Here is a 21,067-nt window from a genome sequence, read left to right on the forward strand (position 1 = left end):
CCAATCGCTCCATACAACCCGCGAAACACTGACCACCCGAAAGATATCGAGTACAGAGTCGAAGACCGCATCACCGAACACAGCGAGGACGTTCAGCTCAAGCAGTCAGTCTTAGACGAGACGTACAACCACCGGACAGGGGTCGAACGGACCAACGACGCAGTCAAGGACTGCGGCCTCGGGCACGTCCGCGCCCGAGGCCGCGTCCACGCACGAACAGAAGTGTTCCTGGCACTGTGTCTCCGGCTCGTCATTGCTATCACCAACTACGAGCGAGGAAACGAACCGGGCTGTGAGAAACTATGAGATGGATTCTATGACACGCTCCGCCTACGTTATTCCGAATTCTCTGGAGGAGTATTCGAGTGACGAAAGCGACTCCGGTGATAATGGTGGAGAACCAGAAGGCGACGATGTACCCATTGGTCCAAAGATGGATGTCACCGTGAGGAACCGTTACCACTACGATGGTCCAAAGGAAGGGACCGATAGAATCTCAACTCCCACGTGGACAGTGAATTTCCAAACACCGACAAAGGACGGATCCGATGAAGATGCACTCGCAGGTGCAGAACTGATCTTACTTGAAGATATGAGAACTAAATTTGACTATCCACCAGCATCCTATCCTTCATTCGATGACGGACCGAAACCGGTGATTAGAGACCGCACTCGGACTACTGACGATATCACAGAACATTGCTCGAATCCGGCGGAAGTCCCATCCTTCGAGAAGAATGAACCGCTTCTGTTTGACGCAACAGATACGGCAGTTCACCGACAATCTTATGACCCGTTCGATATCGAATGGACGCTGTGGCGCAGAGTCAATTGCGCAAACCCAGAAAACGAAGACCAGCCTGTTTGCGACTCAACGCCGGAAAACAACTGTGTAAGGGATTACAGCCGTGGATGGGAAGAGATTCAAGAAGAGCAGCAGACGGGTTGGACCTATTCGAACTCACTCGCAGACCCCGGTCGCTACAAGGTCGAATTGATTACCGGGGACAACACAACCTACTACGAGTTCCGCATCGGCCACGCGCCGATGCCACGCATCCGACAGCCCTCTTCGAACCTGAACAGACAGCTGGTCGGGGAGGATGTCGCCCTTGACGGGACGGTGTCGTATCAGGGCGAAGAAGAACTCACACACTACTGGATCGTCCCCGAATCGGTGTCGTGTTCGAACATGGTTACCGATGCTCCACACTCATTCGGCCAGTCGTCACTTGGGGAACCCGGTGTGAACTACAAGGCAGTACCGTATCAGTCAGCAACAATCACCTTCGAAGAACACGGCGTCTACGAACTCTACTACTTCGTCACAGAAGGGGACGAGGACCGTGATGGAACCTGCGACCAGTTCATCAGTGGCAAGGAGAACACGGTCGACTGGGAGGACTGCCAGTGGAACGTCGACTCGACGACCGTCGTCGCGATGTCTCACTCTGGAGAGGTAGACCACACCATCGTCGACGAGGTTCGACCCTCCGTTTCGTACGAAATCAACCGACCAGGCGTCGGTGAGAACGAAACGGGCACGATCAGCAGTTCTATCCTGGTGCCACAGCAGGACTCGTCGTCGGAGACCGCGGACATCGCCCAAATCATGGCTAATCCAGAGCGAATCCTGGAAGCGGATATCGGCTCGTATCTCGAGATCGACGCGAGCGAATCGTACGCGTACGCGAACCGGTCAATTCTCGGCTATCACTGGGACATCGGCGGAACCGGGAGGTTCGTCGACCTCCAACCGATGACCGACGACGCATCGAGTGGGGTACTCGAAGGTGTTCTCGGGGACAACGTGGCACAGCTCCCCCAGGACGAATCGCGCTTCGAGTATCCACGGCTGTTCCCGGTGCGGTTCATGGTGTACGCACAGAACCCGAACGGACCGATGCCACCCGGGAACGACGAGCCACGTATCGAAGCGCAGGTTGGAGAACTCGTCGTCGAGGTCGGTGATACGTCGAACCGGGTGGCAACAATCCGCGAACTGCCCTCGACGCACTCGCGGGTGAGCGAGTATCTCCAGAGGACGTTCGGGTCGGCGTCGCCACCGATGGTCTCGGACGGGGCGCGCTTTTTCACCGCTCGTGGCTCTGCACTCGCCGAAGATGCGACGGCGTTCCGGTGGAAGTTCGAAGCCTCGCACGTCGATTTCCGACAGCTCGAATCTGGCGACGGTGCAGTCGGTGAGTCTGATGTGACGTGGGATGTCTCGACCGGTCGACCGGGACCGGTGTTCTACGAGTACGACTTCGACGAACGAGATGAGTTCGAAGTCCTCTTACAGATAATTTATCCCGATGGCCGGACAACGACAAAGCGATGCACGGTGACCGGAAACGGACTGGAGTGTAAAGAATGACAGGCCAGAATCGCCGCGAATTCATCCAGCACAGCGCCGGTGCGGCTGGTCTTACGAGTCTCATGTCCGTCCGGTCACTGCTGGGGATGACCCCGTATGTGAACGAGCGCTGGCACGAAACGTTCGAAAAGAGCGACAATCAGGACGCAAAGGGAATTATCCGCACGCAGGATGGCAACTTCGTCGTCGCCTCCTTCTCCGAGTATCTCGGGTTGGGAACCTGGCTGGTGAAGTTTCGACCCGAGGGCACCAAGCTCTGGGAACAGAAGTTCGAAGCCGTCGATGGCGTCAGTACCGGTGTGCCGTGGGATATCGCTGAAGCCGGGGATGGCTCGTTGTTCGTCGCCACCGACGGCGAGGGCTGGAGCGTCGTCAAGACCACACCGGATGGCGAACCAGTGTGGTTGCGCGACTGGCTCCCTGAGTGGGACGATGTCGTGGACTGGGACTATCCGCTCCAGCTCGCCGGAACAGCCGACGGTGGCTGTGTCGTCGCTGGTGGTATCGGCCGTGGCGAGGCACACGACGACTACGATTCGATGGTTGCAGCAACACACTTCGGGCCGGATGGCGACCTTGTCTGGCAGCGGGCCGCCGACATTGAACACTCGAACGTTAGAGTTCTCGATATCACAATCGATGAGGATGATGATATCCATGTCGCATCGAACGCGGAATTTCACTTCAGGGCGGACACGTTCACGACCGATTCGGTCATGAATCAGATGAATGTGAATCTGTTCGACGATGACCAAGGTGTCAGGTATTACGGCGGAAAATACACTGATGCAGTTCGATTACGTGGTGGTGGATACGCCACCTCACTGACTGGAGCGGGAGGACGATGTTTCGATTCAGAGGGGACTGTTATATGGAATGTAAAATCCCACATCGGCAGTCAATACCGGCCTAATCGAGGTAATAGCATTACGCTGGGCCAGAAAGACCGTGTGGCAGTAGTTGGGAAAATTGAAGACGGGGGAACACGTCCAGGTTGGATTATCGTGATGGATGTCGAGGACGGGAGCGTCGAGACCGTTCACCGCTTCCGAGACACTAGCAATGGCGAGGCGTACCGGAAGGCCCAGGAAGTCGTCGGACTCGACGATGGGTTCGCTGTCGCTGGTCTCCAGAGCGGAGACTGGTACGCGGACACGAAACTGTGGGTATCAAGCGTCGGTGTAAAGCAGGACAATACACCGGATCTTCTACAGACGATACTGGGCGTCGGGTTGGCTGGCGCTGGCGGCTGGGCCGTCAAGAGGTGGAACAGCGACGAAGAACCGAACGAAGGCGGTGTGGAAACCGAGTAGGAGTCGACACTTGGACGGACTGGCGCGTGCCGAGACTGGCCGGTGTGTCTCCTGCCTGAAACAGCGCTCCGCACACGACAGCTGCGACGCTGGGAGCCGAGTAGGGGTGACAGCACGAATCAGTTTAGCCGACGTTACCGAACTATGGGCGCGTTTCTCGGGTGCGGCCCCGGTGTGGTGAACCGAACGACACACCAGCAACACCCGTACAAGACATACAGAAATGTACAGTTACAATTGCCTGAAGTGCCAAATATATTCACTAATCTGAATACATTTTAAGTAATCTTCGGGAAGGCTGAATCACGAGCTATATAACTTTGACTGTCACCGGCATTGTTCGGGTGCCTTGGTAGGCTGAAAATCATGCGAAGACAGACACGAGAAAACCGACGAGAGCCGCCTCGAACGGGGCAGCGACGCGAGGGACAGTACAGTGAACAGGGCGGACAGATTCAGGAGGTGTCGCACCAGTCGGCCCGGGAACAGAGCCAGTACGACAAAGAGCAGTACTCGTCTGAACCGGCGGGTCAGGGCCGCGAACAGCAGCGCCAGCGACCGCGACGGAGCCGGGAGCGCGGCCAGCAGCCGACGCGCCAGCAACAGCACAAGGGCGGCCGACAGCGTCGCTACGGACAGCGACGACGGAGCCAACACCAGCAGGGCCGACGAGCCCTGGGGCAGCAGTACAGCGGCCAGCAGCAGGGCCGACAGCCAGCGGGACAGTATCAGAGCCAGCTCCCGCAGGGCCACCAGCAGGGCCAGCAACCGCAGGGACAGCAGCAGGGCCAGCAACAACAGAGTCACCAGCGGGGCCAGCAACCACAGGGCCACCAGCAGGGCCAGCAACCACAGGGACAGCAACCCATGGTCGAGCAGTCCCGGGACCGGAGACGTTCCGAGGAGTTCCGGCGCGGGGCGAGCGAACGAGCGCGGAAGCAGTCCCGTGACCCGCAGACGGGCCGCTTCAGCAACCGAGACCAGTCGAAGCAGCGAGGTCGGCCCGAGGGTGGGCGCGCCTCCGGACGGAGGAAACGACGCTCGCGCTGGAGGCGGTAACAATGGCACAATCACAGCTCAGCGAATCCGACGAGGGCAAGCGGGTCGTCGATAGGGACGGCAACAAAGTCGGTATCGTCTCCGGGTTCAGCGGCGGAATCGCCCACGTCAACCCCGACCCGAGCATCGCGGACACGATACTGGCGAAGCTCGGCTGGGAGAACGTCGACGAGGACGACTACGCACTGGCCCAGTCCGATGTCGAGACCGTAACCGAGGACGAAATCAGACTCAAGATCTAACGGCACAACAGACACCACGAACGCAGGAATACGGAACCGAGAGCATGTACCAGCCGACACAGTCCGGCCATCAACAGGTCGGAGGAACACAGCCGCGGGGGCTAACGTTCGAGGACACACTGACCCGCGACATGCGCGTCGCGCTCCACGACTTCGAGGAGGTCGCGACCGTCTGCAACTGGTGTGCCGAGGAGTGTCTCGGCGAGATGGGGATGGAGGAGTGCGCCCGCCTCTGTCAGGACGTCGCCGACCTCGCCATCCTGAACGTACAGTTCATCGCGCGGGACTCTCCCTTCGGCATCGACCTCGCCGAGACGTTCGCCTACGCGGCCGAGGAGTGCGAGCGCGAGTGCGCACAGCACCCCCACGACCACTGTCAGGAGTGTGCGGCGGTACTCCGTCGCGCGGTCGACTCCACGTGGGCGATGCTGGACGCCTTCGAATCCATCCCGCAGGGTCGCTCGCAGGTCCCTTCCCAGCAGTACTGACCATGTCCAAGCAAGGACCACCATCGGAGCGGGGCCAGGAGATGGACCGACAGCAGCAGTACGGCGCTCGGCCAATCGAACTGGACCGGGGAGACGAGGGCCAACACCAGCTTCGCTGGGTCGTCGTCGAACACCCCGACCAGTCGTTCCTGCTGCACGAGGACGACTACATCCTGGACAGCCACTTCAACCCGGAGTTCGACATCTGGGAGGTGCTGATTCGGCTCGAACCCGGTATCGAAGAAGAAGAGACGGACTGAAACGTCCGGGGCTCCGTCTTTTTTGCGGCGTAGCGGGGACAGTCGCCGCCGAGTGGGCCGAAGAGGAGCCGACGTGCGCGGCAGTGGGGAACCGTCAGGGCAACGGAATCTCTACCAGCGACAGCTCGTCCGCGGGCACGACCTCGTCGAGTACCGACTGGACCTCGGCCCAGCTGTCGGGCCTGTAGCCCGCGATGTCGAAGCTCTCGGCGAACCGTTCGAAGTCCGGGTTGGTCAGCTCGGTGCCGAACTGTTCACCGGTGTGAGCGACCTGTTTCTCGGAGATGAGGCCGTAGTCGTCGTCGTTGAACACGACGATGGTGAAACTGAGCCCGAGCCGGGTCGCCGTCTCTATCTCGGCCGCGTTCATCAGGAAGCCGCCGTCACCCGTGGCGACGACGACGTTGGAATCGACCGCGAGGTCGGCCGCGACGCCCCCTGGAACCGCGATGCCCATGCTCGCCAGCCCGTTCGAGATGATGCACGTGTTCGGCTCGTACGTCGGGAACGACTGCGCGATGGCCATCTTGTGGCTCCCGACGTCGGAGATGAGTACGTCGTCGTCGGCCATCGCCTCGCGCAGGTACGGGAGCGTCCGTTCGACCGAGAACGGTTCGTCTGCCGCCGGTTCTCGTTGCACGTCCGCGACGATGCGCTCGCGGAGTTCACGACACCACGAGGGGACCGACGACGGCTCGAGATGTCGGCGCAGTTCGTGGAGTACGGTCGAGATGTCGGCGACGATCTCGACATCCGGGTTGTAGTGCTGGTACACCTCGGCGGGTTCGTGGTCGACGTGGACGATCCGCTTGTCGAGGTCGGGGTTCCACGACTGCGGGTCGTGTTCGGCGATGTCGTAGCCGACCGCGAGTACGCAGTCGGCCCGTTCGATAGCCATCGAGGCTTCGCCCTCTGGCCCCGAGTCGAGCGTCATCAGCGAGGCGTCGAGTCGGTCGGACACCGCGCCCTTCCCCATGTACGTCGCGACGACGGGGAGCCCGGCGTGGTCGACCAGCTCGTACAGGCGGGTGGCGGTCGCGGTCCGGACGGTACCGTTGCCGGCCAGCACGAGTGGGTCCGTGGCGTCGGCGAGGAGCTCGACGGCCCGTTCGAGCGACGCCTCGTCTGGGTCGGCCCGGCGGACGCGAGGGCGCTCGGGGAGCGGCTCGGCGTCGATAGACTCGCCCGCGACGTCCTCCGGGAACTCGATGTGGGTCGCACCGGGCTTCTCGTACTCCGCGAGCTTGAACGCCTTGCGGACGGACTCCGGGACGATCTCCGCGTCGGTTATCTGTGTGTTCCACTTCACGACGGGCTCGAACATGTGGACGATGTCGAGTGCCTGGTGACTCTCCTGGTGGAGGCGCTCGAGCCCGCCCTGCCCCGTGATGGCGACCAGCGGGGACTTGTCCAGGTGGGCGTCGGCGACGCCGGTGATGAGGTTCGTCGCGCCCGGCCCCAGCGTCGCGAGACAGACCCCCGCCTCGCCCGTCAGCCGGCCGTGTACGTCGGCCATGAACGCCGCGCCCTGCTCGTGGCGGACGGGGATGAACGCCACGTCCGACTCCCGCAGCGAGAACAGCAGGTCCTCCAGCTCCTCGCCGGGAAGTCCGAAGACGTACTCGACGCCCTCCGTTTCGAGGCACTCGACGAGCAGGTCCGAGGCCTTCATCGGCCGGCCCCCGCGTCGGGTTCGGCGTGGACGTGTGGGTGCGCCGTGCGCGCTGCCGGTTCCGCGTGCGGTTCGACCCGGCCGCCGGTCGCAGGGATGACGACCTGCATACTGTGTCCTTCTTCGAGCAGCGTGAAACGAGTTTCTGCGAGCGAGCGACGACCACGTGTTCGAGCAGGCTGCCAGCTGCGTTCGATGGGTGTGGAACGCAGCGTCTGGGTCGACGTAGCGTACCTAAACATAAATCTGTCGGGGATGAGAGGGAGCGACACCCGTCCGTAGCAGCTTGATTACCGGTGGTGCCGTCCGTCCGGACAGCACATGCGCCCAGAGTCGACCACAGCCAGACAGGTCCGTCCCGGTGGAACGAACGGCGAGTCCTTCTTCGTCGAGCCGCCCGCAGCGTTCGACGAGGCCCAGGAGGTCGTCGGGCGGAAGTGGCACCTCCGCATCGTCTACCAGCTCCTCGAACACGGCCCGATGGGGTTCAACGCGCTGGAGGACCGAGTCGTCGGCGTCTCCTCGAAGATGCTCTCGGAGAGCCTGTCCCGGCTGGAGGACGACGGGGTGGTCGACCGTGACCTCGTCAGCGACCAGCCGCTCCGGGTGGCGTACTCCCTCACGGAGCGCGGGGCCGCCCTCGAACCGGTCGTCTGGGGGCTGCTGCGCTGGAGCGTCGAACACGGGCCCGCGGAGGACGCGTAGATGGCCGAGTACGACGTGCTCGTGGGCAACAACGTGGCCGCCGCGGCGACCGACGCGGGCCTGGAGACGGCCGTGTCGTCGCTCGTGGCGTGCTGTTCGAGTCGCTCGCGGAGTCGGTCCAGCTCGTCGGGGTGAACGCGAACTCGCCGGCCTCGACCTGGTCGAGGAGCCGCAGCTCGACCGTCGGTGCGGGCAGGTCGGTGTCCTCGCGGAGCGCGGCCTCCGTGTAGTGGAGGACCGCCGTGTGGAGGGCCCACTGCTGGGCGCGGGAGAGTTCGACGGCGGGTGCAGCGTTCGATTCGGGGGGCATAGTGGATGTCACCTCGGTACTGGGAAGCGTACGGTGTCCCCTGGCGGCGGGAGGGGATTAAGGCTCCGTCGGGTGTGCGAACGGCACGCAGGAATCCGAAAGCCGGCGTGGGGACGACAGGAATCGTAGCAGCGGCGACGCGGCTGCGTCGGTCCGTGCTACAGCGATGGTTCGTGCTACTGCGGCGGCTCGTCCGTCTGGCCGGGCACGCCGCGGCCCGCGAAGAAGTCGCCCGCCCAGCTCCCGATCCAGATGTCCTGGTTCGCGGTGTACAGCGCGTCGGCGGTGGTGAAGCCGTCGTCGACGACCGACCACTCGTCCGCCCCAGTGTCGTACTCGACGGCGTCGTTGTAGACGGCGGCCTGCCCGAACTCGCCGCCGGCGGCGGGCGGCAGCGGGAGCGTGAACTCGGCGCTCTCGTCGCGGCTGTTCGGCCGCTCGGCGCGCTGGAGTTTCCCGCGGTTGAACGTGTGGTCGAAGTAGCGAGCGTAGACCTCCCGGACGTCCAACCCGAGGACGGCATCGGCGGCGTTGATGCCGCCGGTCACGTCGCCGGCGTCGCGGGACGTGATGCGGTACGTGCCGTCGCCGGCCCCGGTCGCGAACGTGCCGGCGTCGTCGTCCCAGAGTTCGTCGAGCATGTAGCCCAGGACGGACTCGGCGGTGTCGGTGTGGTCGACGCCATCGACCTGCGAGGCCCACACGAGGCCCTGTGCGACCGCGCCCTGCGTGGCGGCCTGGTTGTCGGCCCCGCCCGAGACGCGCCCGTTGGTATCGAGGTGCGCCTCGACCGCGGCGGCGAGCCCGTTGGCGTACTCGGCCGCGGCGGCTTCGGACTCGGCGTCACCGGCGTGCGTGCCGTACCAGCCGAACGCGCCGAGTGCCTGCCCGAGGTCGCGCGTCGAGCCCATCGAGACGACGTCCCCGGGGGAGAACAGGTTCATCGTCGTCCGCGCCAGCCCGTCGGTGAGCAGCTGGATGTTCTCGGGCGGGATGAGCGGTTCGGGGTTGACGTAGCCGAACCAGTCGTTCCCCGCGAGACTCGTCATGTCCGAGAGGAACCACAGCATCGCCGTGTGGTGGTTCGGTCTGGCGGTGTCGTCGACGACGGTCCCGTCAGCGGGCCGGAATCCGGAGACGAGTTCGAGCGACTCGCCCTTCGTCAGCGCGCCGGTCCCCGCCGGGCCGCCCGCGATGAGCGTCGCGTTCGTCCCGATCTGGGCGAGCGTCGTGAGCATCTGCGCGCGGAACTTCGCGGCGAGCTGGGGCGGCAGGACGTCGAAGTGCTCCTCGAAGTTCTTGGCCCAGGTCACGCCCTTGAGGTGGGTCCAGGCGAGCGAGGAGGGACTGACGACGCCGGAGGACGCCTCGGGGTCCCACGCGAGCGTGTCGGCGTTCGGCCGGCCGTCGTCGTCGAACACCGGCTGCTGGGTGAACCGGGGGCTCCCCTCGGTGAACGGCGCCATGTTCAGGTTCGGGTTCCCGATGGGCGGCCGGTCGGCGTCGGCGTGCTGGAGCATCGCGGGGACCCGCTGATCGAACGCCTCCTGCTGTTGTTCGTTGTGGGGGAAGAGCACGCCGTTGCCGCTCATGGCGATGTTGGTGCTCATGTTGTACAGCGAGTACCAGTACGAGTCCCAGGTGGCGTCGCCCCAGCCGTACGCCGCCGACTGCTCGGCACCCGCGCCGGCCGCGATGCCGGCGACGTCGAGCTGGCGGGCGAGCGCCTCGGCGGCCGCGCTCTGGCTCAGCTCCGCAGGGTCGGTCGTGCCCGGACCGCCCTGTGGCGACCCCACGACGACGATGCCGGTCATTCCGAGCCCCTCGTGGGGGCGACACCAGTAGTTGTGGACGCCGGGTGTCTCGAACGTGTGCTCGAACGTCGACCCGGAGCCGACGATGCCGGAATCGAACGCCGCCGCATCCTCGGGCACCCGTCGCGTCTTATCGTACTCGGGGTGGTACGCCGTCGCCGAGTGGCTGCCGACCGTCACCTCCCAGCTGACCGTCGCGCCGCGCTCGACCCAGACGACGGCCGGTGTGAACACGTTCTGCCCGGCCCCCTGGTCCGAGTCGAGCACCGTCGCTTCGACGGTGGCGCTCGACTGGAGGTCGTCGGGGTCGCCGAGCTGGTCAGCGCCCGGCGGCTGGTCGCTCCCGCCGCCGCCGCCGTCGGTCCCTGTCGGGGAGTCCGTCGGTGCTGTCGTCTCGGTCGATTCGGTGAGCGTCCCGCTGCCCTGGCCACCACAGCCCGCGAGGGAGGTGACGGCGGCGACGCCGCCGAGTCGGAGGAGGGTCCGTCTATCGATGTCGTCTCTCGCCATAGCTGGTCGAGGCGACGACACAGCGACTAATCAACCTCAGCTAACGGACACGTCAGTGGGCTCCCGCCCGGTTACGGGGTTACGGAAGCGTAACTAGGGGCCACGGTAGACCGGAGAGTGGACCGTCTCCGACTACGTGTTGGGAGTAGAACACGCAGAGAGTGACGGCTGGTCGAATGGCATTCCGGCCGTCCCGATGGCCCCACGGGACGGCCCAGCTCACTCCCACGGGAACGGCCGTCCGTGCAGTTCCGCGAGGTTGTCGACGACGTACTCGGGCGACACCTCACCGCCAGCCGAACCGTCCGCCCGGAGCCACACGGCGGGGATTCCCGCTGCCTGCGCTCCAGCGACGTCCGAGGCGAGCGAGTTCCCGACGTGGACCGCCCGCCCCGGCCCGACGCCGAACGCCTCGAGCACCCGGTGGAAGGGTTCCGGGTCCGGTTTGACCCCCGTCTCCGGGGTCCCGAACACCGTCGCCTCGAACATCCCGGCGATACCGAGCGTGTCGAGCTTGGCCCGCTGGTGGGACGGCTCGCCGTTGGAGACGAGCGCGAGCCGATGCTGCGCCAAGAGCGCATCGAGCGCCTCCCGCGCGCCGGGGAGGAACGAGACCGCTGTCGGGTCGCGCTCCGGGTAGCCCTCTGCGAGCCGGTCCGCGACGGCGACGGACCGCCCCTGCTCCGCGGCGAGCGCCCGGAAGCACTTCCGGCGCAGGTCGAGCGGACTCTCGCCGGTCACCGTCGGAATCGTGGCCACGTACTCGGCTGCGGAGAAGAACGGCTCGACGTCGGCCCGCTCGAAGGCGACCGCGAGGAGGTCTGCCGTCGAGCGGTCGTACCGACAGAGCGTGTCGTCGAGGTCGAGCGTGACGAGCTCGGGACCGGTCGCCACCATGTCGTGGCTCGACCCAGGAACCGCTTCAGCCTTTCGGCAGCCGGGCGCGCCACCCGGTTACGTCACCGGAAGACGTAGCTTCTTCCCCGCGCCGGCCACAGGCCGGGTATGGTCGTCGACGCCGACGTCACGGTGTACCTGCTGGCGCTCCTGCCGGCCGTCATCTGGGGGTTCACGCCGGTCCTCGACAAACGCGGGATGTCCGCCGACGGCACCGCGCTGCAGGCCGCGCTCACCGTGGTCGTCGTCGACCTCTCGCTGTTCGTCCTCGCGCTGCTCGCACTCCACGGCCCCGCCCTCCTCGACGGGCTCGACCCCACCGTCGCCGGGCTGTTCCTCTTCGCCGGCGCGACCGGGACCGCCCTCGGCCGGCTCGCCATCTTCGTCGGCGTCGACCGCGTCGGCGCGAGCATCAACAGCGCAGTCGTGAGCGCCCGCCCCCTGTTCGGGGCCGCGTTCGCCCTCGGCCTGCTCGGCGAGCCGGTCACGGCCACCACCGCGGCCGGCATCGTCGTCCTCGTCGTCGGCCTCGTCGTCCTCAGCCTCGCGAAGGGCGGCGACATCACCGGCTGGGAATCCCGCGACCTCGCGTTCCCCCTCGGCTCGGGCGCACTGTTCGCCTTCGGGAACGTCGTCAGGCGCTTCGGGCTGGAGACCGGCGGCGCGAGCGTGCTCCAGGCCGTCGCGCTCAACGAGGCCGGCGCACTCCTGGTCTTCCTCGCCTACGCGTCGACCCGTGGCACGCAGGGGTTCCGCTCGGCCGACCGGAGCTCGTACGCCTACTTCGCCGCCAGCGGCTGTCTCACCGCCGTCGCCCTGCTCTCGCAGTTCGGCGCGCTCGCACTCCCGGCCGGCCGGGTCGCCATCGTCGAGTCGCTGACCTCGACCGCGCCGCTGTTCACGACTGTCTTCGCCTACTTCCTCCTCCGCGACCTGGAGCGCGTGACTCGCGGCGTCGTCGTCGGGGCCGTGCTAATCGTCGTCGGGGCCGCGCTGGTGACGGTTGGGCCAGAGGCCGTCGGGCTGTGAGGCGGCCAGCGGCGTCGACAGTGCGTTACGCGTCCTCCGTCGGCCGCGTGTACCACCACGCCCACAGCGCCAGCGCCGCCTGGAGCGGCAGCCGCAGCCACGCGACAACCCGCGCGACGTCGGTCGCCCACTCCGGCGCCACCTCCGCCGCCACGTCATCGGTCGCCATGTAGACGTTCGCCGGGAACACCGCCGCCAGCAGCGCGACCAGCCCCCACGCCGACTTCCGCCGCGTCGACGGCAGCAACACACCCACACCGAGGGCGACCTCCGCGACCCCCGACAGGTAGACCAGCTCACGGGCCCGCGGGAACTGTGGCGGCACCACCCGCTCGTAGGCGTCCGGCGCGACGAAGTGTAGGACACCTGCAACGATGTACAGCGGCCCCATCACGTACAACAACGGCCGTTTGAACCGTTCTATCGCCGATTTGGACTGCTGCTCGCTCATGTGCACTCGATTGGGCCACCTCGCAAAGAGCGTTTCCACGAGAGACCACCCTGTCGCTGTCCAAGTCGACCGGACCCGCGGGGCATCGCTGCTCGACGAGGTGTTGGTGGTGGCTGGAGTCGGACGGTGATTCCACTCGAAGCGTGGTCCACACGAGAATGCCGCCTCCCGGATTTGAACCGGGGACAGCCTCGCCCTCTGGCGATTTCCCGTACTGGGCCTCGGTGGCTCGCAGGGTCGTTCCCCGGTACTGGTTGGGCGTTTCGGTGGTCGAAATGCAACAGGAACTCGAACCCATCACGCCGGAACGCGCCAAGGAAATGTATCTCGACGCCCGGAAGCACGAAGTGTCCGAGAGTACCCTGAGTGGGTACCACTACCGCCTCAAACACTTCATTCGCTGGTGCGACGAGAAGGGAATCGACAACATGAACGACCTGACCGGACGGAAACTACAAGAGTTCCGGACGTGGCGACGTGACGACGGCGACCTAAAGCCGGTCACGCTTGAGGGGAACCTCGACGCACTGCGCGTCTTCATTCGGTGGTGTGAGTCGTTCAACGCTGTCCCCGAGGGACTACACGAGAAGATAATCATGCCGACGCTCTCGAAAGAAGACGAACAGAGCGAGAGTATCCTGACGGCAGAGGAAGCCGAACCGGTCTTGGAATACCTACGGCGGTTCGAGTACGCTTCACGGAGCCATACTATCCTTGAACTGCTGTGGCACACCGGTATGCGCCTCGGTGCGATTCAATCGCTCGACCGGGACGACTACGACGACGAGAAGGAAGTACTGACCGTTCACCACCGACCAGAACGAGGCACGCCCCTGAAGAACGGTCACGAAGGCGAACGTCACGTCGCCCTCAGCGCAGATGTGTGTAGCGTCCTCGACGCCTATATCGAACATAACCGCCACGACGTGACCGACGAGGAAGGACGGGAACCACTACTCACCACCAGCCGAGGACGCATGGTCGGCTCGTCAATCCGGGATACCGTCTACGAAGTGACGCGACCGTGCTACTACACCGGGGACTGTCCGAAAGGCCGTGACCCCGACGAGTGTGAAGGGACGCACTACGACGGCTACAGCAAGTGTCCGCTAAACGTCTCTCCGCACGCTATTCGGCGTGGGAGTATCACCCATCACCTGTCAGAAGACGTACCGGAAAAGGTCGTCAGCGACCGGATGAACGTCGGTCAGGACGTGTTGGACAAGCACTACGACAAACGGAGCGCAGAGCAAAAGGTCGAACAGCGTCGTGGCTACCTCGAAGGGGTGTAACAGACTCATGCCCCTCGCTCGCCGCGTAGACGCGACCTGCCCGAACTGCACCGACGACAGCGACGTGTGGATGTTCGAGAAGGACGAGCCGACGCTCGTCAAGGAACACTACACTTGCAAATCCTGCGGGAGCGAGTGGACCGAGAGAAGGCAGAAATAAGCCCTTCCGGCGTCCCCATCTCGTAAGCAATGCAACGGTTCTCCGAGGGCGACCGCGTTCGTGTGGACATTCCCGACGAGACTGACCCTGATTACGAGCGCTTCCACGGAGTTCGTGGGACGGTCGTTGCCACCCTCGAAGACGAAGCGGGTCGGGCTACTGGCGACGAGCGCGATTCACTGCTGTTCAGGGTCGAACTCGAAGACGGTAACATCGAAGACTTTCGCTGGCGCGACCTGCGTCCACCGTGACGACCTTCGGATTCCGAGAGAGTGGCGACCAACGTCTCCGACGCCGAAGGATAATTGTCGGCGTGCTACCAACAGATAGGCATGAGCGACGACCAGAACCCACCTCTCCGTATTCCCGAAGATATGGATGGTGTCTACGAGATTGCCGAGGAAGAAGAGGAAGACGGAATGACCAAGGAACAACGTCGTAATCTCGCTGAAGCACAGGTTCAACTTCGTGGATTTTGACCCGGACGAGTAACCCACGCCCTACTCCGGAATCTCGTAGCGACAGAACTCGTCTTCCCCACAGTCCGGACATTCTTCGGTCCCCGGCGACACGCTCGTTCCGCAGTTCCGACACTCGACTACTACTTCGGACCCACCACCGGGCAGTAGCCGAGTGAGTACTGTGCGGACACCCATCGTCCTTCAGACTACAGGTGACTGCGAGTTAACCGTGGCGGACAAGTCATTCCACCAGAAACATGGTGTTTCAACCGGTGAAATCCCGCCGAAACCTTACGTTCGAGGACGCCAAAACACCGATTGGAAGGAACCTGTCACACGCTCCTTCCATCCCCTTTCCATGAGTACGGACGAATCGTCCCTTGGTCGTTGCCCGGACTGTGACGAGTCCATCCCTTCTGCGTGGCTTCTGGTCGAATACAAGAAAGAAGACGGCACCGAGGGCGTGTGAGGACGTAGTAGCGCCGGAGTAGGAGCGACACCGACGAGCGCTCACATCATACCGTGCGCTTCGTAGAACTCTTCGAGCGAATCGCAGTCGTGTTCATCGTACATCGTCACCCAACCCCCGAACCGGTATCTTCGCCAGCACTTCTTGCCGTCGATGAATACGGGATTCTCACCTCTATCCGGTGCCATCTGTATTGTCCCGTCCTCTGATTCCGGCTCCTCGCCGGGCGGCCAGCCATGCCACGGTTCGTCTCCGTTCTTGTTGACCGCTCGGTCGTCGCAGTCGTCGCACACGAGGTTGACGTAGGTGTCCGTGCTACCCTCGACCCCACCACCGCAGACAGGACAGGTCATGTTAGGTTTGTGGGACGTTACGACTATGAGCGTGGTGCCCGTCCTTCTGTAGACGGCCAAATTTCGAGAGTGTCGGGTATGCGTGTGACGTATAAAAGTTAAAAGAGCGTGGTCATGTTTACTACGACAAAATCGGGGTAGTGACCACCCCAATCTCACCCTCTCTCGGCCACCAGTTCACTACTCTCGGGATTGAGACACGACGCCGACCATGGCCCACGGCGACAAGGGCGGCGCTCACGACCGGCACAGAGCCGCTGTATCGCTTCATGCCGCTATGAAAATCGGTCGTTTTGACCACCACTAAAACAGACTCTTAATCAGAGAGCGCGACCGCTCACACATTTCGACCCCGCTCGAACCCCCATCCCCTACCCCCGGCTGTCCGGCCCGCCCGACGACGGTCCTCTTCCCCCCGTCGGGGCCAGCCCGGTTCACCCCCATACCCACCCCCTCACCACCCCACTCGGTTCCAAGGGGGTCCCCCGGTACCCGGCGACTGTGACACTGTACCACACACTCTCGTGCCTGCTGTTTCGAGTACAGGGCCGGAGGCTACGGGTCGGGGCTGGCCCACCAGAGACAGTCCCTGTGGCCCATAGCGCCGCTCTACGACGTTTTCTGACTGTTTCTAAGGCGGCCTAAGCGGCCCGTAGAGGGGTAGAAACCTCCTGTTAGGCACCGTGTCAGACGATTGGAATATCCGAGAAAGAGTGCCGAGCGATTTTCAGTCAGCAACCCCCACCCCCATTTATAAACCACCGGGGTACTTCGCTCACCAGCGCCGAGGGGACTCCTACCGAACTACCAAAATTTCAAGGATTCGACCTTCACGACTCTTCCGGCGGCGGGTGCTATTCGAGTCTCGCCAATCTTATCAAATATTATTTTATACTGTAATTCTTATGTATGACTGCGAAAGCCCCCCAACTCAGAACTGGTGCTACCAGCCACTCGTACTGATACCCCTATCAGCAGAGCGCTCTCACAGCCTGTTATAGACTTATAGAATCGTAAACCGCCATTGAATCTGTCTCTGAGTAACGCTGTGAGAGTGTTCACCGTTCCACGACCCAATCCACTCGGTTACGAAAGCAATCGCTTGTGGCACCCTTCACGGCGCTCTGAGCGGTATTGGCACCTACAGGAGTGCTGGCAAACTCGTGTCGCCCGTTCCATGCGTCGTTCTATAATTTTATAAATTATCTGATGGCTCTAAGCGGCGTTCTGAGCGCGTTCGGATTTTCGCGGCCCATACTACTCGGAACCAGATGAAATCGCACTCGGGCCGCCTCACACTCTTCTGAGCGGCCTGTGACGTTGGGCTACCAGTCCGTTCGGAATTTTGCCTTTGGAATGGTCCTACTGCCAGTTCTGTCGTTCCAAGGTTTGAGATGAACGGTGAATATTGATGTTGAAACTGCGTCCATCTCGGTGCGAACTGTAGCGGTGGTAGTTCCTGTAGAAGTAGGTTCTCTAACTATAATATAATATATAATATATTAATATACTGATATAGAGTATGAGAGAGAAGAGAAAGGGGACATAGGGGATAGAGTAGAGAGAGTGCTGTAGCGGTAGTAGTATAGTAGTAGAACGAACGACAATCATCACATAGATTGTAATAGATTGTACTACGACGAACGAACGGTATAGATTATACTACGACGAACAGTATGTAACATAGTGTAAACTGTATCAACGAAACCACGAACGACAACATCACCACGCAGTGTGTACTGCTACACAGTGTTCGTAGTGTGTACTGCTACACAGTGTTATCCAACGACACCACTTGTCCACTTGCCCGTAGTTGTCCGTGTTGTCCACGAACCTCACTTGTCCGTGGTTGTCCGACGAAGACCTTGAGTTAGGAAACTCACCTATCCACATAGTACCAAACAAAATATACTTGTACCGTATTCACGGTCTATTGATACATACTCTTATCGAGTAATCCCGAATCAGAAGGTGTCCAAGTAGTTCCCGACCACTTCCCGCTCGTCGTCACAAACCAATCTACGCGTAGTTGTACTGTTCCTGTCGTTCGCTTCCCAATCTTTAACGTGGTTTGCTTGGTTGGATTGAAACATCCCTTCGGAGTTCGCCATATGCCCCCTGCCACTACATCTACCTCACAGACCGAGTTCGTTCAGGAAGCGTTCGAGACGACCGTCGAAGCCGACGACGAGAAGCGGCTTCTCGAAGCCATCAACGACGCCGTATCCCGACTTCGGGAGCAGATAGACGACGATACCCTCGAAAACATCCTACGGGCTGACGCCGGGTCCTATCGGCTTCGGGGCGGCATGACCCGCGACGGGCTTCAGCCCGAACCCTTCACACAGCAGGCGGTTATCGAACCACTGCTTTCGGAGTTGGGTCATTCCTTCGATACCGAGGCTGGCGGCCTGTCCGGTGGTCGGACGATGGTCGCGGACTACACTGTTTCCCTGCGCGACTTCGACACGGATTCGACCCGGCTCCTTATCGAAGCCGAACCCATCAACAAGGACCTTGATTCCCGCGAACATGGTATCGGGCAGGTTCGTGACTGGTTGAGCCAACGCGAGTTCGAGTCCGATTTCGGATTCGCTACTGACGGGCTTCGGTGGGCCTTCGTCCGGTACGACCCCGATTCCTACAGTCACAACGTAATCGAAGAGGTGGACCTTCAGCCCGTCTTCCTCGCGCTCTTCGAGAATCAGGTCGGAGCGCGGGAGCCTGTCGAGGAAGCCGTCTTCGACGCCGACCGCGAACGTGTCGCCAGCCTTCTTCGCACCTTCGAGTTCGAGAACTTCGTTTCCATCGCCGTCGAGGCCCGTCAAGTAATCAAGCGGACCCAAGAGGAAATCACCGATGAGTTCTACGACGACTACATTCGCTACGTCTTCGGTATCGTGGACGAGGACGAAGAGACGCCGCGCTCGTTGATTGGTGACGGCGTGGTCAAACCCGACGGCGCGACCGAGGACGACGCCCGGCTGTTCGCTGTCGAGTTGATGAATCGCCTCGTGTTCATCAAGTTCCTCGAAGACAAGGAAATAGTTCATCCCGACCTTCTTCTGACGCTCAAGGACGCCTACGAAGACGGTATGCACACCGGGTCGCTCTACAACGATTTCGTCAAGCCGCTATTCTACGACGTGATGAACGAGAAGCCCGACCAGCGACCACCGACGGTCCAAGACATTGAGGTGTTCGAGGACATTCCGTACCTGAACGGTGGGCTGTTCCGTCCGTCGCTCGGCGGCGACGAGTTCGATGAAGAGGACTTCGACGTTCGGAACTCGGTACTAAAGTCTATCATCGACCTGCTGGAACGGTACAGTTTCTCGGCGGGCGGCTCACCGACCGACCTTGACCCGAGTGTTCTCGGGAATGTCTTCGAGAAGACGGTGAACTACATCACCAGCGACAATGCGGATACGAACAAGGAACTCGGGGCCTATTATACCCCCAGTGAGATTACACGTTTCTGCGCCGAAGAGACAGTCCGTCCGGCACTACTGGACCGCTTCGGTCGCGTGTTGGTCGAAGAGCGTGACTGGCCCGAGCCGGAAGTCGAGAACTACGATTCGGTGTACTCGCTTATCGAAGACCTGCCGGGCAATTGGGGACTCATTAGCGCCCTTCTCGCAGAGGTAGACGAGTTCCGCGTCGTGGACCCTGCCTGTGGGAGTGGACACTTCCTCACGTCGGTCCTCGAAGAAATCGTCAACGTCCGCAAGGCGCTGTACGCACAGAACGAGAACTACCCGCAGGAATACCGGCTGAAGAAGACGACGGTTCTGAACAACATCTACGGTGTGGACCTGATGGGGCCAGCCGTCGAAATCGGGAAACTCCGGCTGTGGTTGTCCATCATATCGGAGTTGGACGAAGACGTAGTGGACGACCTTGACGACGACGAACTCGCCCTACCGAACATCGTCTTCAACCTGCGTGAAGGCAACAGCCTAATCGGCTACACTGGCTTCCCCGAGACGACAGACGACGGCGAATACACGCTCGGGAGTTTCACCGAAGACAGCGTTCGGGACCGCTATCAGGGTATCATAGACGAAATCGAGAAGCACGAGCAAGCGGTGGACACTGACGTTGCCGAAGACCACCGGCAGAAAGCGTTCGAGAAACTACGCGAAGCACGCGAGGACCTGATTAGCGATATTCACGCAGACTTCGTTGAGGCCGGTATCGAAGGGCTGAATCAGGAGACGGTCGCGGAAATGCAACCGTTCAACTGGGTGCTTGAGTTCGCTGAAGTCTACGCAGATGGTGGGTTCGACGTGGTTGTGGGGAATCCGCCGTGGGACCGTATCACGCCACAGCGCGACGACTATTTCACCCGGTTCGATTCCGATTTCCGAACTCTGCTACCCGAAGCAAAACAAGAGCGTCAAGAGGAACTGCTGGAAGACCCTGAAATCAAGGAAGGATGGGAAGAGTACAAGCGGCAGGTCGAAATTCAAGCAGACTACTTCAATAATTCCGATGAGTATGAACTTCAGCGCCCGAAAGTAGCAGGTCGAACCTCGGCTACGGAGAATGACCTGTCCGCCCTCTTCCTCGAACGGGTGTTTCAGATTGCTCGTGACGATGGTTACGTGGCCCAAGTTCTTCCGGGGGCAATCTTCAATGGCTCTTCCACGAAGGACCTGCGGCTACACCTTCTCGATGAAGCCAAGATTCAATCGCTCGTAACCTTCGAGAACAAGGGTATCTTCCCTGAAATCGACAACCGCTACAACTTTGGTACCCTTGTCTTCGAGAACCGTGGTAGCACTGATGAACTGCGTGGAATCTTCCAACAACACGACGTGGGAGTCTTACAAGAACTCGAAGAGAGCGCTCTCTCTATCCCCCGTCGTGTGCTTCGTGACTATTCGCCCGAAGCGGCTATCTTCCCATACGTAGATTCGCAACAGGAAGTCGGTATCCTAAACCAGATTCTTCAGTACCCCTCTATCTCTGAAAGGGTCGGAGATAGATGGTATGTAGAGCCATATCGGGAACTTGACAGAGGGAATGACGTGGACCGCTTCGTTGAATCGGAAGACAAGGGAGAGTACCCGGTTCTCGGCGGAAGCAACATCTACCAATTCATGTACGACGGCTTCATTGAATCCGCAGAGGGCGACGGGATTCACTGTTTCACGGCTTGTTCGACGTTGTAGACTGCGGCGGCGAGCACAATTTCACGAA

At 61.7% G+C, this 21,067-nt stretch carries 20 protein-coding genes and 2 pseudogenes; 15 read left to right on the plus strand and 7 right to left on the minus strand.

What is annotated here, in order from left to right:
* The 3 genes from BLT27_RS17630 to BLT27_RS17640 all read left to right on the plus strand — a co-directional run.
* A partial coding sequence (locus BLT27_RS17630) for a transposase (RefSeq protein WP_139172393.1) occupies positions 1-306 on the plus strand: 306 nt, incomplete at its 5' end.
* A gap of 10 nt (positions 307-316) precedes the next feature.
* Positions 317-2,377: a hypothetical protein gene (locus BLT27_RS19355; RefSeq protein WP_139172394.1), complete on the plus strand. Its 2,061-nt coding sequence runs from the start codon at positions 317-319 to the stop codon at positions 2,375-2,377.
* Positions 2,374-3,690: a hypothetical protein gene (locus BLT27_RS17640; protein ID WP_139172395.1), complete on the plus strand. Its 1,317-nt coding sequence runs from the start codon at positions 2,374-2,376 to the stop codon at positions 3,688-3,690. The genes BLT27_RS19355 and BLT27_RS17640 overlap by 4 nt, the downstream gene beginning before the upstream one ends.
* Positions 3,691-4,017: 327 nt before the next feature.
* Here the strand turns inward: BLT27_RS17640 and BLT27_RS17645 are convergent, their stop codons facing one another.
* Complete coding sequence (locus BLT27_RS17645; RefSeq protein ID WP_175526509.1) at positions 4,018-4,539, minus strand: hypothetical protein; 522 nt, start codon at positions 4,537-4,539, stop codon at positions 4,018-4,020.
* A 212-nt stretch (positions 4,540-4,751) separates the two neighbouring features.
* Between BLT27_RS17645 and BLT27_RS17650 the strand changes: the two genes are divergently transcribed.
* Genes BLT27_RS17650 through BLT27_RS17660 form a run of 3 tightly spaced genes read left to right on the plus strand, consistent with a single transcriptional unit; the run spans position 4,752 to position 5,739 of the window.
* A complete protein-coding gene (locus BLT27_RS17650; RefSeq protein ID WP_089736303.1) occupies positions 4,752-4,991 on the plus strand; it encodes a hypothetical protein in 240 nt (79 codons plus the stop codon).
* A 44-nt stretch (positions 4,992-5,035) separates the two neighbouring features.
* Positions 5,036-5,479 (plus strand): four-helix bundle copper-binding protein, encoded by a 444-nt coding sequence (locus BLT27_RS17655; RefSeq protein ID WP_245707856.1) that lies wholly within the window; start codon positions 5,036-5,038, stop codon positions 5,477-5,479.
* 2 nt (positions 5,480-5,481) lie between these two features.
* Positions 5,482-5,739, plus strand: a complete 258-nt coding sequence (locus tag BLT27_RS17660; protein ID WP_139172396.1) for a hypothetical protein — start codon at positions 5,482-5,484, stop codon at positions 5,737-5,739.
* A gap of 94 nt (positions 5,740-5,833) precedes the next feature.
* On the opposite strand, the gene BLT27_RS17665 is transcribed toward BLT27_RS17660, so the two are convergent.
* Positions 5,834-7,411, minus strand: a complete 1,578-nt coding sequence (locus BLT27_RS17665; RefSeq protein ID WP_089736307.1) for an acetolactate synthase large subunit — start codon at positions 7,409-7,411, stop codon at positions 5,834-5,836.
* Positions 7,412-7,732: 321 nt separating this feature from the next.
* Here BLT27_RS17665 and BLT27_RS17670 point away from each other — a divergent pair, with 321 nt between their 5' ends.
* Together BLT27_RS17670 and BLT27_RS20460 are read left to right on the plus strand one after the other, a co-directional pair.
* The gene (locus BLT27_RS17670) at positions 7,733-8,116 is read left to right on the plus strand and encodes a winged helix-turn-helix transcriptional regulator (RefSeq protein ID WP_089736309.1); all 384 of its coding nucleotides are present in this window, start codon (positions 7,733-7,735) and stop codon (positions 8,114-8,116) included.
* Positions 8,117-8,251, plus strand: a complete 135-nt coding sequence (locus tag BLT27_RS20460; RefSeq protein ID WP_281241466.1) for a hypothetical protein — start codon at positions 8,117-8,119, stop codon at positions 8,249-8,251.
* Between the two features lie 52 nt (positions 8,252-8,303).
* Here the strand turns inward: BLT27_RS20460 and BLT27_RS20625 are convergent.
* The 3 genes and pseudogenes from BLT27_RS20625 to BLT27_RS17680 all read right to left on the minus strand — a co-directional run.
* Positions 8,304-8,426, minus strand: a pseudogene (locus BLT27_RS20625) (hypothetical protein); the annotation flags it as partial.
* A 176-nt stretch (positions 8,427-8,602) separates the two neighbouring features.
* A complete protein-coding gene (locus BLT27_RS17675; RefSeq protein ID WP_089736311.1) occupies positions 8,603-10,750 on the minus strand; it encodes a plastocyanin/azurin family copper-binding protein in 2,148 nt (715 codons plus the stop codon).
* 219 nt (positions 10,751-10,969) lie between these two features.
* Entirely contained in the window at positions 10,970-11,647 is a 678-nt protein-coding gene (locus BLT27_RS17680) for an HAD family hydrolase (RefSeq protein WP_089736313.1), read from the minus strand.
* A 108-nt stretch (positions 11,648-11,755) separates the two neighbouring features.
* Between BLT27_RS17680 and BLT27_RS17685 the strand changes: the two genes are divergently transcribed.
* On the plus strand, positions 11,756-12,676 hold the full coding sequence (locus tag BLT27_RS17685; protein ID WP_089736315.1) for a DMT family transporter: 921 nt from the start codon (positions 11,756-11,758) through the stop codon (positions 12,674-12,676).
* 25 nt (positions 12,677-12,701) lie between these two features.
* Here the strand turns inward: BLT27_RS17685 and BLT27_RS17690 are convergent, their stop codons facing one another.
* Positions 12,702-13,127, minus strand: coding sequence for a DoxX family protein (locus BLT27_RS17690; protein ID WP_089736317.1), 426 nt, complete (start codon positions 13,125-13,127; stop codon positions 12,702-12,704).
* 275 nt (positions 13,128-13,402) lie between these two features.
* Here BLT27_RS17690 and BLT27_RS17695 point away from each other — a divergent pair, with 275 nt between their 5' ends.
* The 5 genes from BLT27_RS17695 to BLT27_RS20630 all read left to right on the plus strand — a co-directional run bounded on the left by BLT27_RS17695 (position 13,403) and on the right by BLT27_RS20630 (position 15,509).
* Entirely contained in the window at positions 13,403-14,419 is a 1,017-nt protein-coding gene (locus tag BLT27_RS17695) for a tyrosine-type recombinase/integrase (RefSeq protein WP_089736324.1), read from the plus strand.
* Positions 14,420-14,426: 7 nt separating this feature from the next.
* Entirely contained in the window at positions 14,427-14,579 is a 153-nt protein-coding gene (locus tag BLT27_RS19950) for a hypothetical protein (RefSeq protein WP_175526510.1), read from the plus strand.
* A gap of 29 nt (positions 14,580-14,608) precedes the next feature.
* Entirely contained in the window at positions 14,609-14,830 is a 222-nt protein-coding gene (locus BLT27_RS17700; protein WP_089736319.1) for a DUF8139 family protein, read from the plus strand.
* Positions 14,831-14,911: 81 nt separating this feature from the next.
* On the plus strand, positions 14,912-15,058 hold the full coding sequence (locus BLT27_RS19955) for a hypothetical protein (RefSeq protein ID WP_175526511.1): 147 nt from the start codon (positions 14,912-14,914) through the stop codon (positions 15,056-15,058).
* Positions 15,059-15,398: 340 nt separating this feature from the next.
* A complete protein-coding gene (locus tag BLT27_RS20630; protein ID WP_449267424.1) occupies positions 15,399-15,509 on the plus strand; it encodes a DUF7837 family putative zinc-binding protein in 111 nt (36 codons plus the stop codon).
* A gap of 41 nt (positions 15,510-15,550) precedes the next feature.
* Here BLT27_RS20630 and BLT27_RS17705 read toward each other — a convergent pair whose 3' ends face one another.
* A complete protein-coding gene (locus tag BLT27_RS17705) occupies positions 15,551-15,862 on the minus strand; it encodes a hypothetical protein (protein WP_089736320.1) in 312 nt (103 codons plus the stop codon).
* 2,111 nt (positions 15,863-17,973) lie between these two features.
* Between BLT27_RS17705 and BLT27_RS17710 the strand changes: the two are divergent.
* Positions 17,974-20,985, plus strand: a pseudogene (locus BLT27_RS17710) (Eco57I restriction-modification methylase domain-containing protein); the annotation flags it as partial.
* Between the last annotated feature and the right edge of the window lie 82 nt (positions 20,986-21,067).

Source organism: Haloarchaeobius iranensis, from assembly GCF_900103505.1.
GTDB lineage: Archaea > Halobacteriota > Halobacteria > Halobacteriales > Natrialbaceae > Haloarchaeobius > Haloarchaeobius iranensis.

Bases quoted from the DNA above. Each gene is read 5' to 3' on its own strand.
- BLT27_RS19355 (WP_139172394.1), top strand. From the start codon at position 317: ATGACACGCTCCGCCTACGTTATTCCGAATTCTCTGGAGGAGTATTCG.
- BLT27_RS17640 (WP_139172395.1), top strand. From the start codon at position 2,374: ATGACAGGCCAGAATCGCCGCGAATTCATCCAGCACAGCGCCGGTGCG.
- BLT27_RS17650 (WP_089736303.1), top strand. From the start codon at position 4,752: ATGGCACAATCACAGCTCAGCGAATCCGACGAGGGCAAGCGGGTCGTC.
- BLT27_RS17655 (WP_245707856.1), top strand. From the start codon at position 5,036: ATGTACCAGCCGACACAGTCCGGCCATCAACAGGTCGGAGGAACACAG.
- BLT27_RS17660 (WP_139172396.1), top strand. From the start codon at position 5,482: ATGTCCAAGCAAGGACCACCATCGGAGCGGGGCCAGGAGATGGACCGA.
- BLT27_RS17665 (WP_089736307.1), bottom strand. From the start codon at position 7,411: ATGAAGGCCTCGGACCTGCTCGTCGAGTGCCTCGAAACGGAGGGCGTC.
- BLT27_RS17670 (WP_089736309.1), top strand. From the start codon at position 7,733: ATGCGCCCAGAGTCGACCACAGCCAGACAGGTCCGTCCCGGTGGAACG.
- BLT27_RS20460 (WP_281241466.1), top strand. From the start codon at position 8,117: ATGGCCGAGTACGACGTGCTCGTGGGCAACAACGTGGCCGCCGCGGCG.
- BLT27_RS17675 (WP_089736311.1), bottom strand. From the start codon at position 10,750: ATGGCGAGAGACGACATCGATAGACGGACCCTCCTCCGACTCGGCGGC.
- BLT27_RS17680 (WP_089736313.1), bottom strand. From the start codon at position 11,647: ATGGTGGCGACCGGTCCCGAGCTCGTCACGCTCGACCTCGACGACACG.
- BLT27_RS17685 (WP_089736315.1), top strand. From the start codon at position 11,756: ATGGTCGTCGACGCCGACGTCACGGTGTACCTGCTGGCGCTCCTGCCG.
- BLT27_RS17690 (WP_089736317.1), bottom strand. From the start codon at position 13,127: ATGAGCGAGCAGCAGTCCAAATCGGCGATAGAACGGTTCAAACGGCCG.
- BLT27_RS17695 (WP_089736324.1), top strand. From the start codon at position 13,403: ATGCAACAGGAACTCGAACCCATCACGCCGGAACGCGCCAAGGAAATG.
- BLT27_RS19950 (WP_175526510.1), top strand. From the start codon at position 14,427: ATGCCCCTCGCTCGCCGCGTAGACGCGACCTGCCCGAACTGCACCGAC.
- BLT27_RS17700 (WP_089736319.1), top strand. From the start codon at position 14,609: ATGCAACGGTTCTCCGAGGGCGACCGCGTTCGTGTGGACATTCCCGAC.
- BLT27_RS19955 (WP_175526511.1), top strand. From the start codon at position 14,912: ATGAGCGACGACCAGAACCCACCTCTCCGTATTCCCGAAGATATGGAT.
- BLT27_RS20630 (WP_449267424.1), top strand. From the start codon at position 15,399: ATGAGTACGGACGAATCGTCCCTTGGTCGTTGCCCGGACTGTGACGAG.
- BLT27_RS17705 (WP_089736320.1), bottom strand. From the start codon at position 15,862: ATGACCTGTCCTGTCTGCGGTGGTGGGGTCGAGGGTAGCACGGACACC.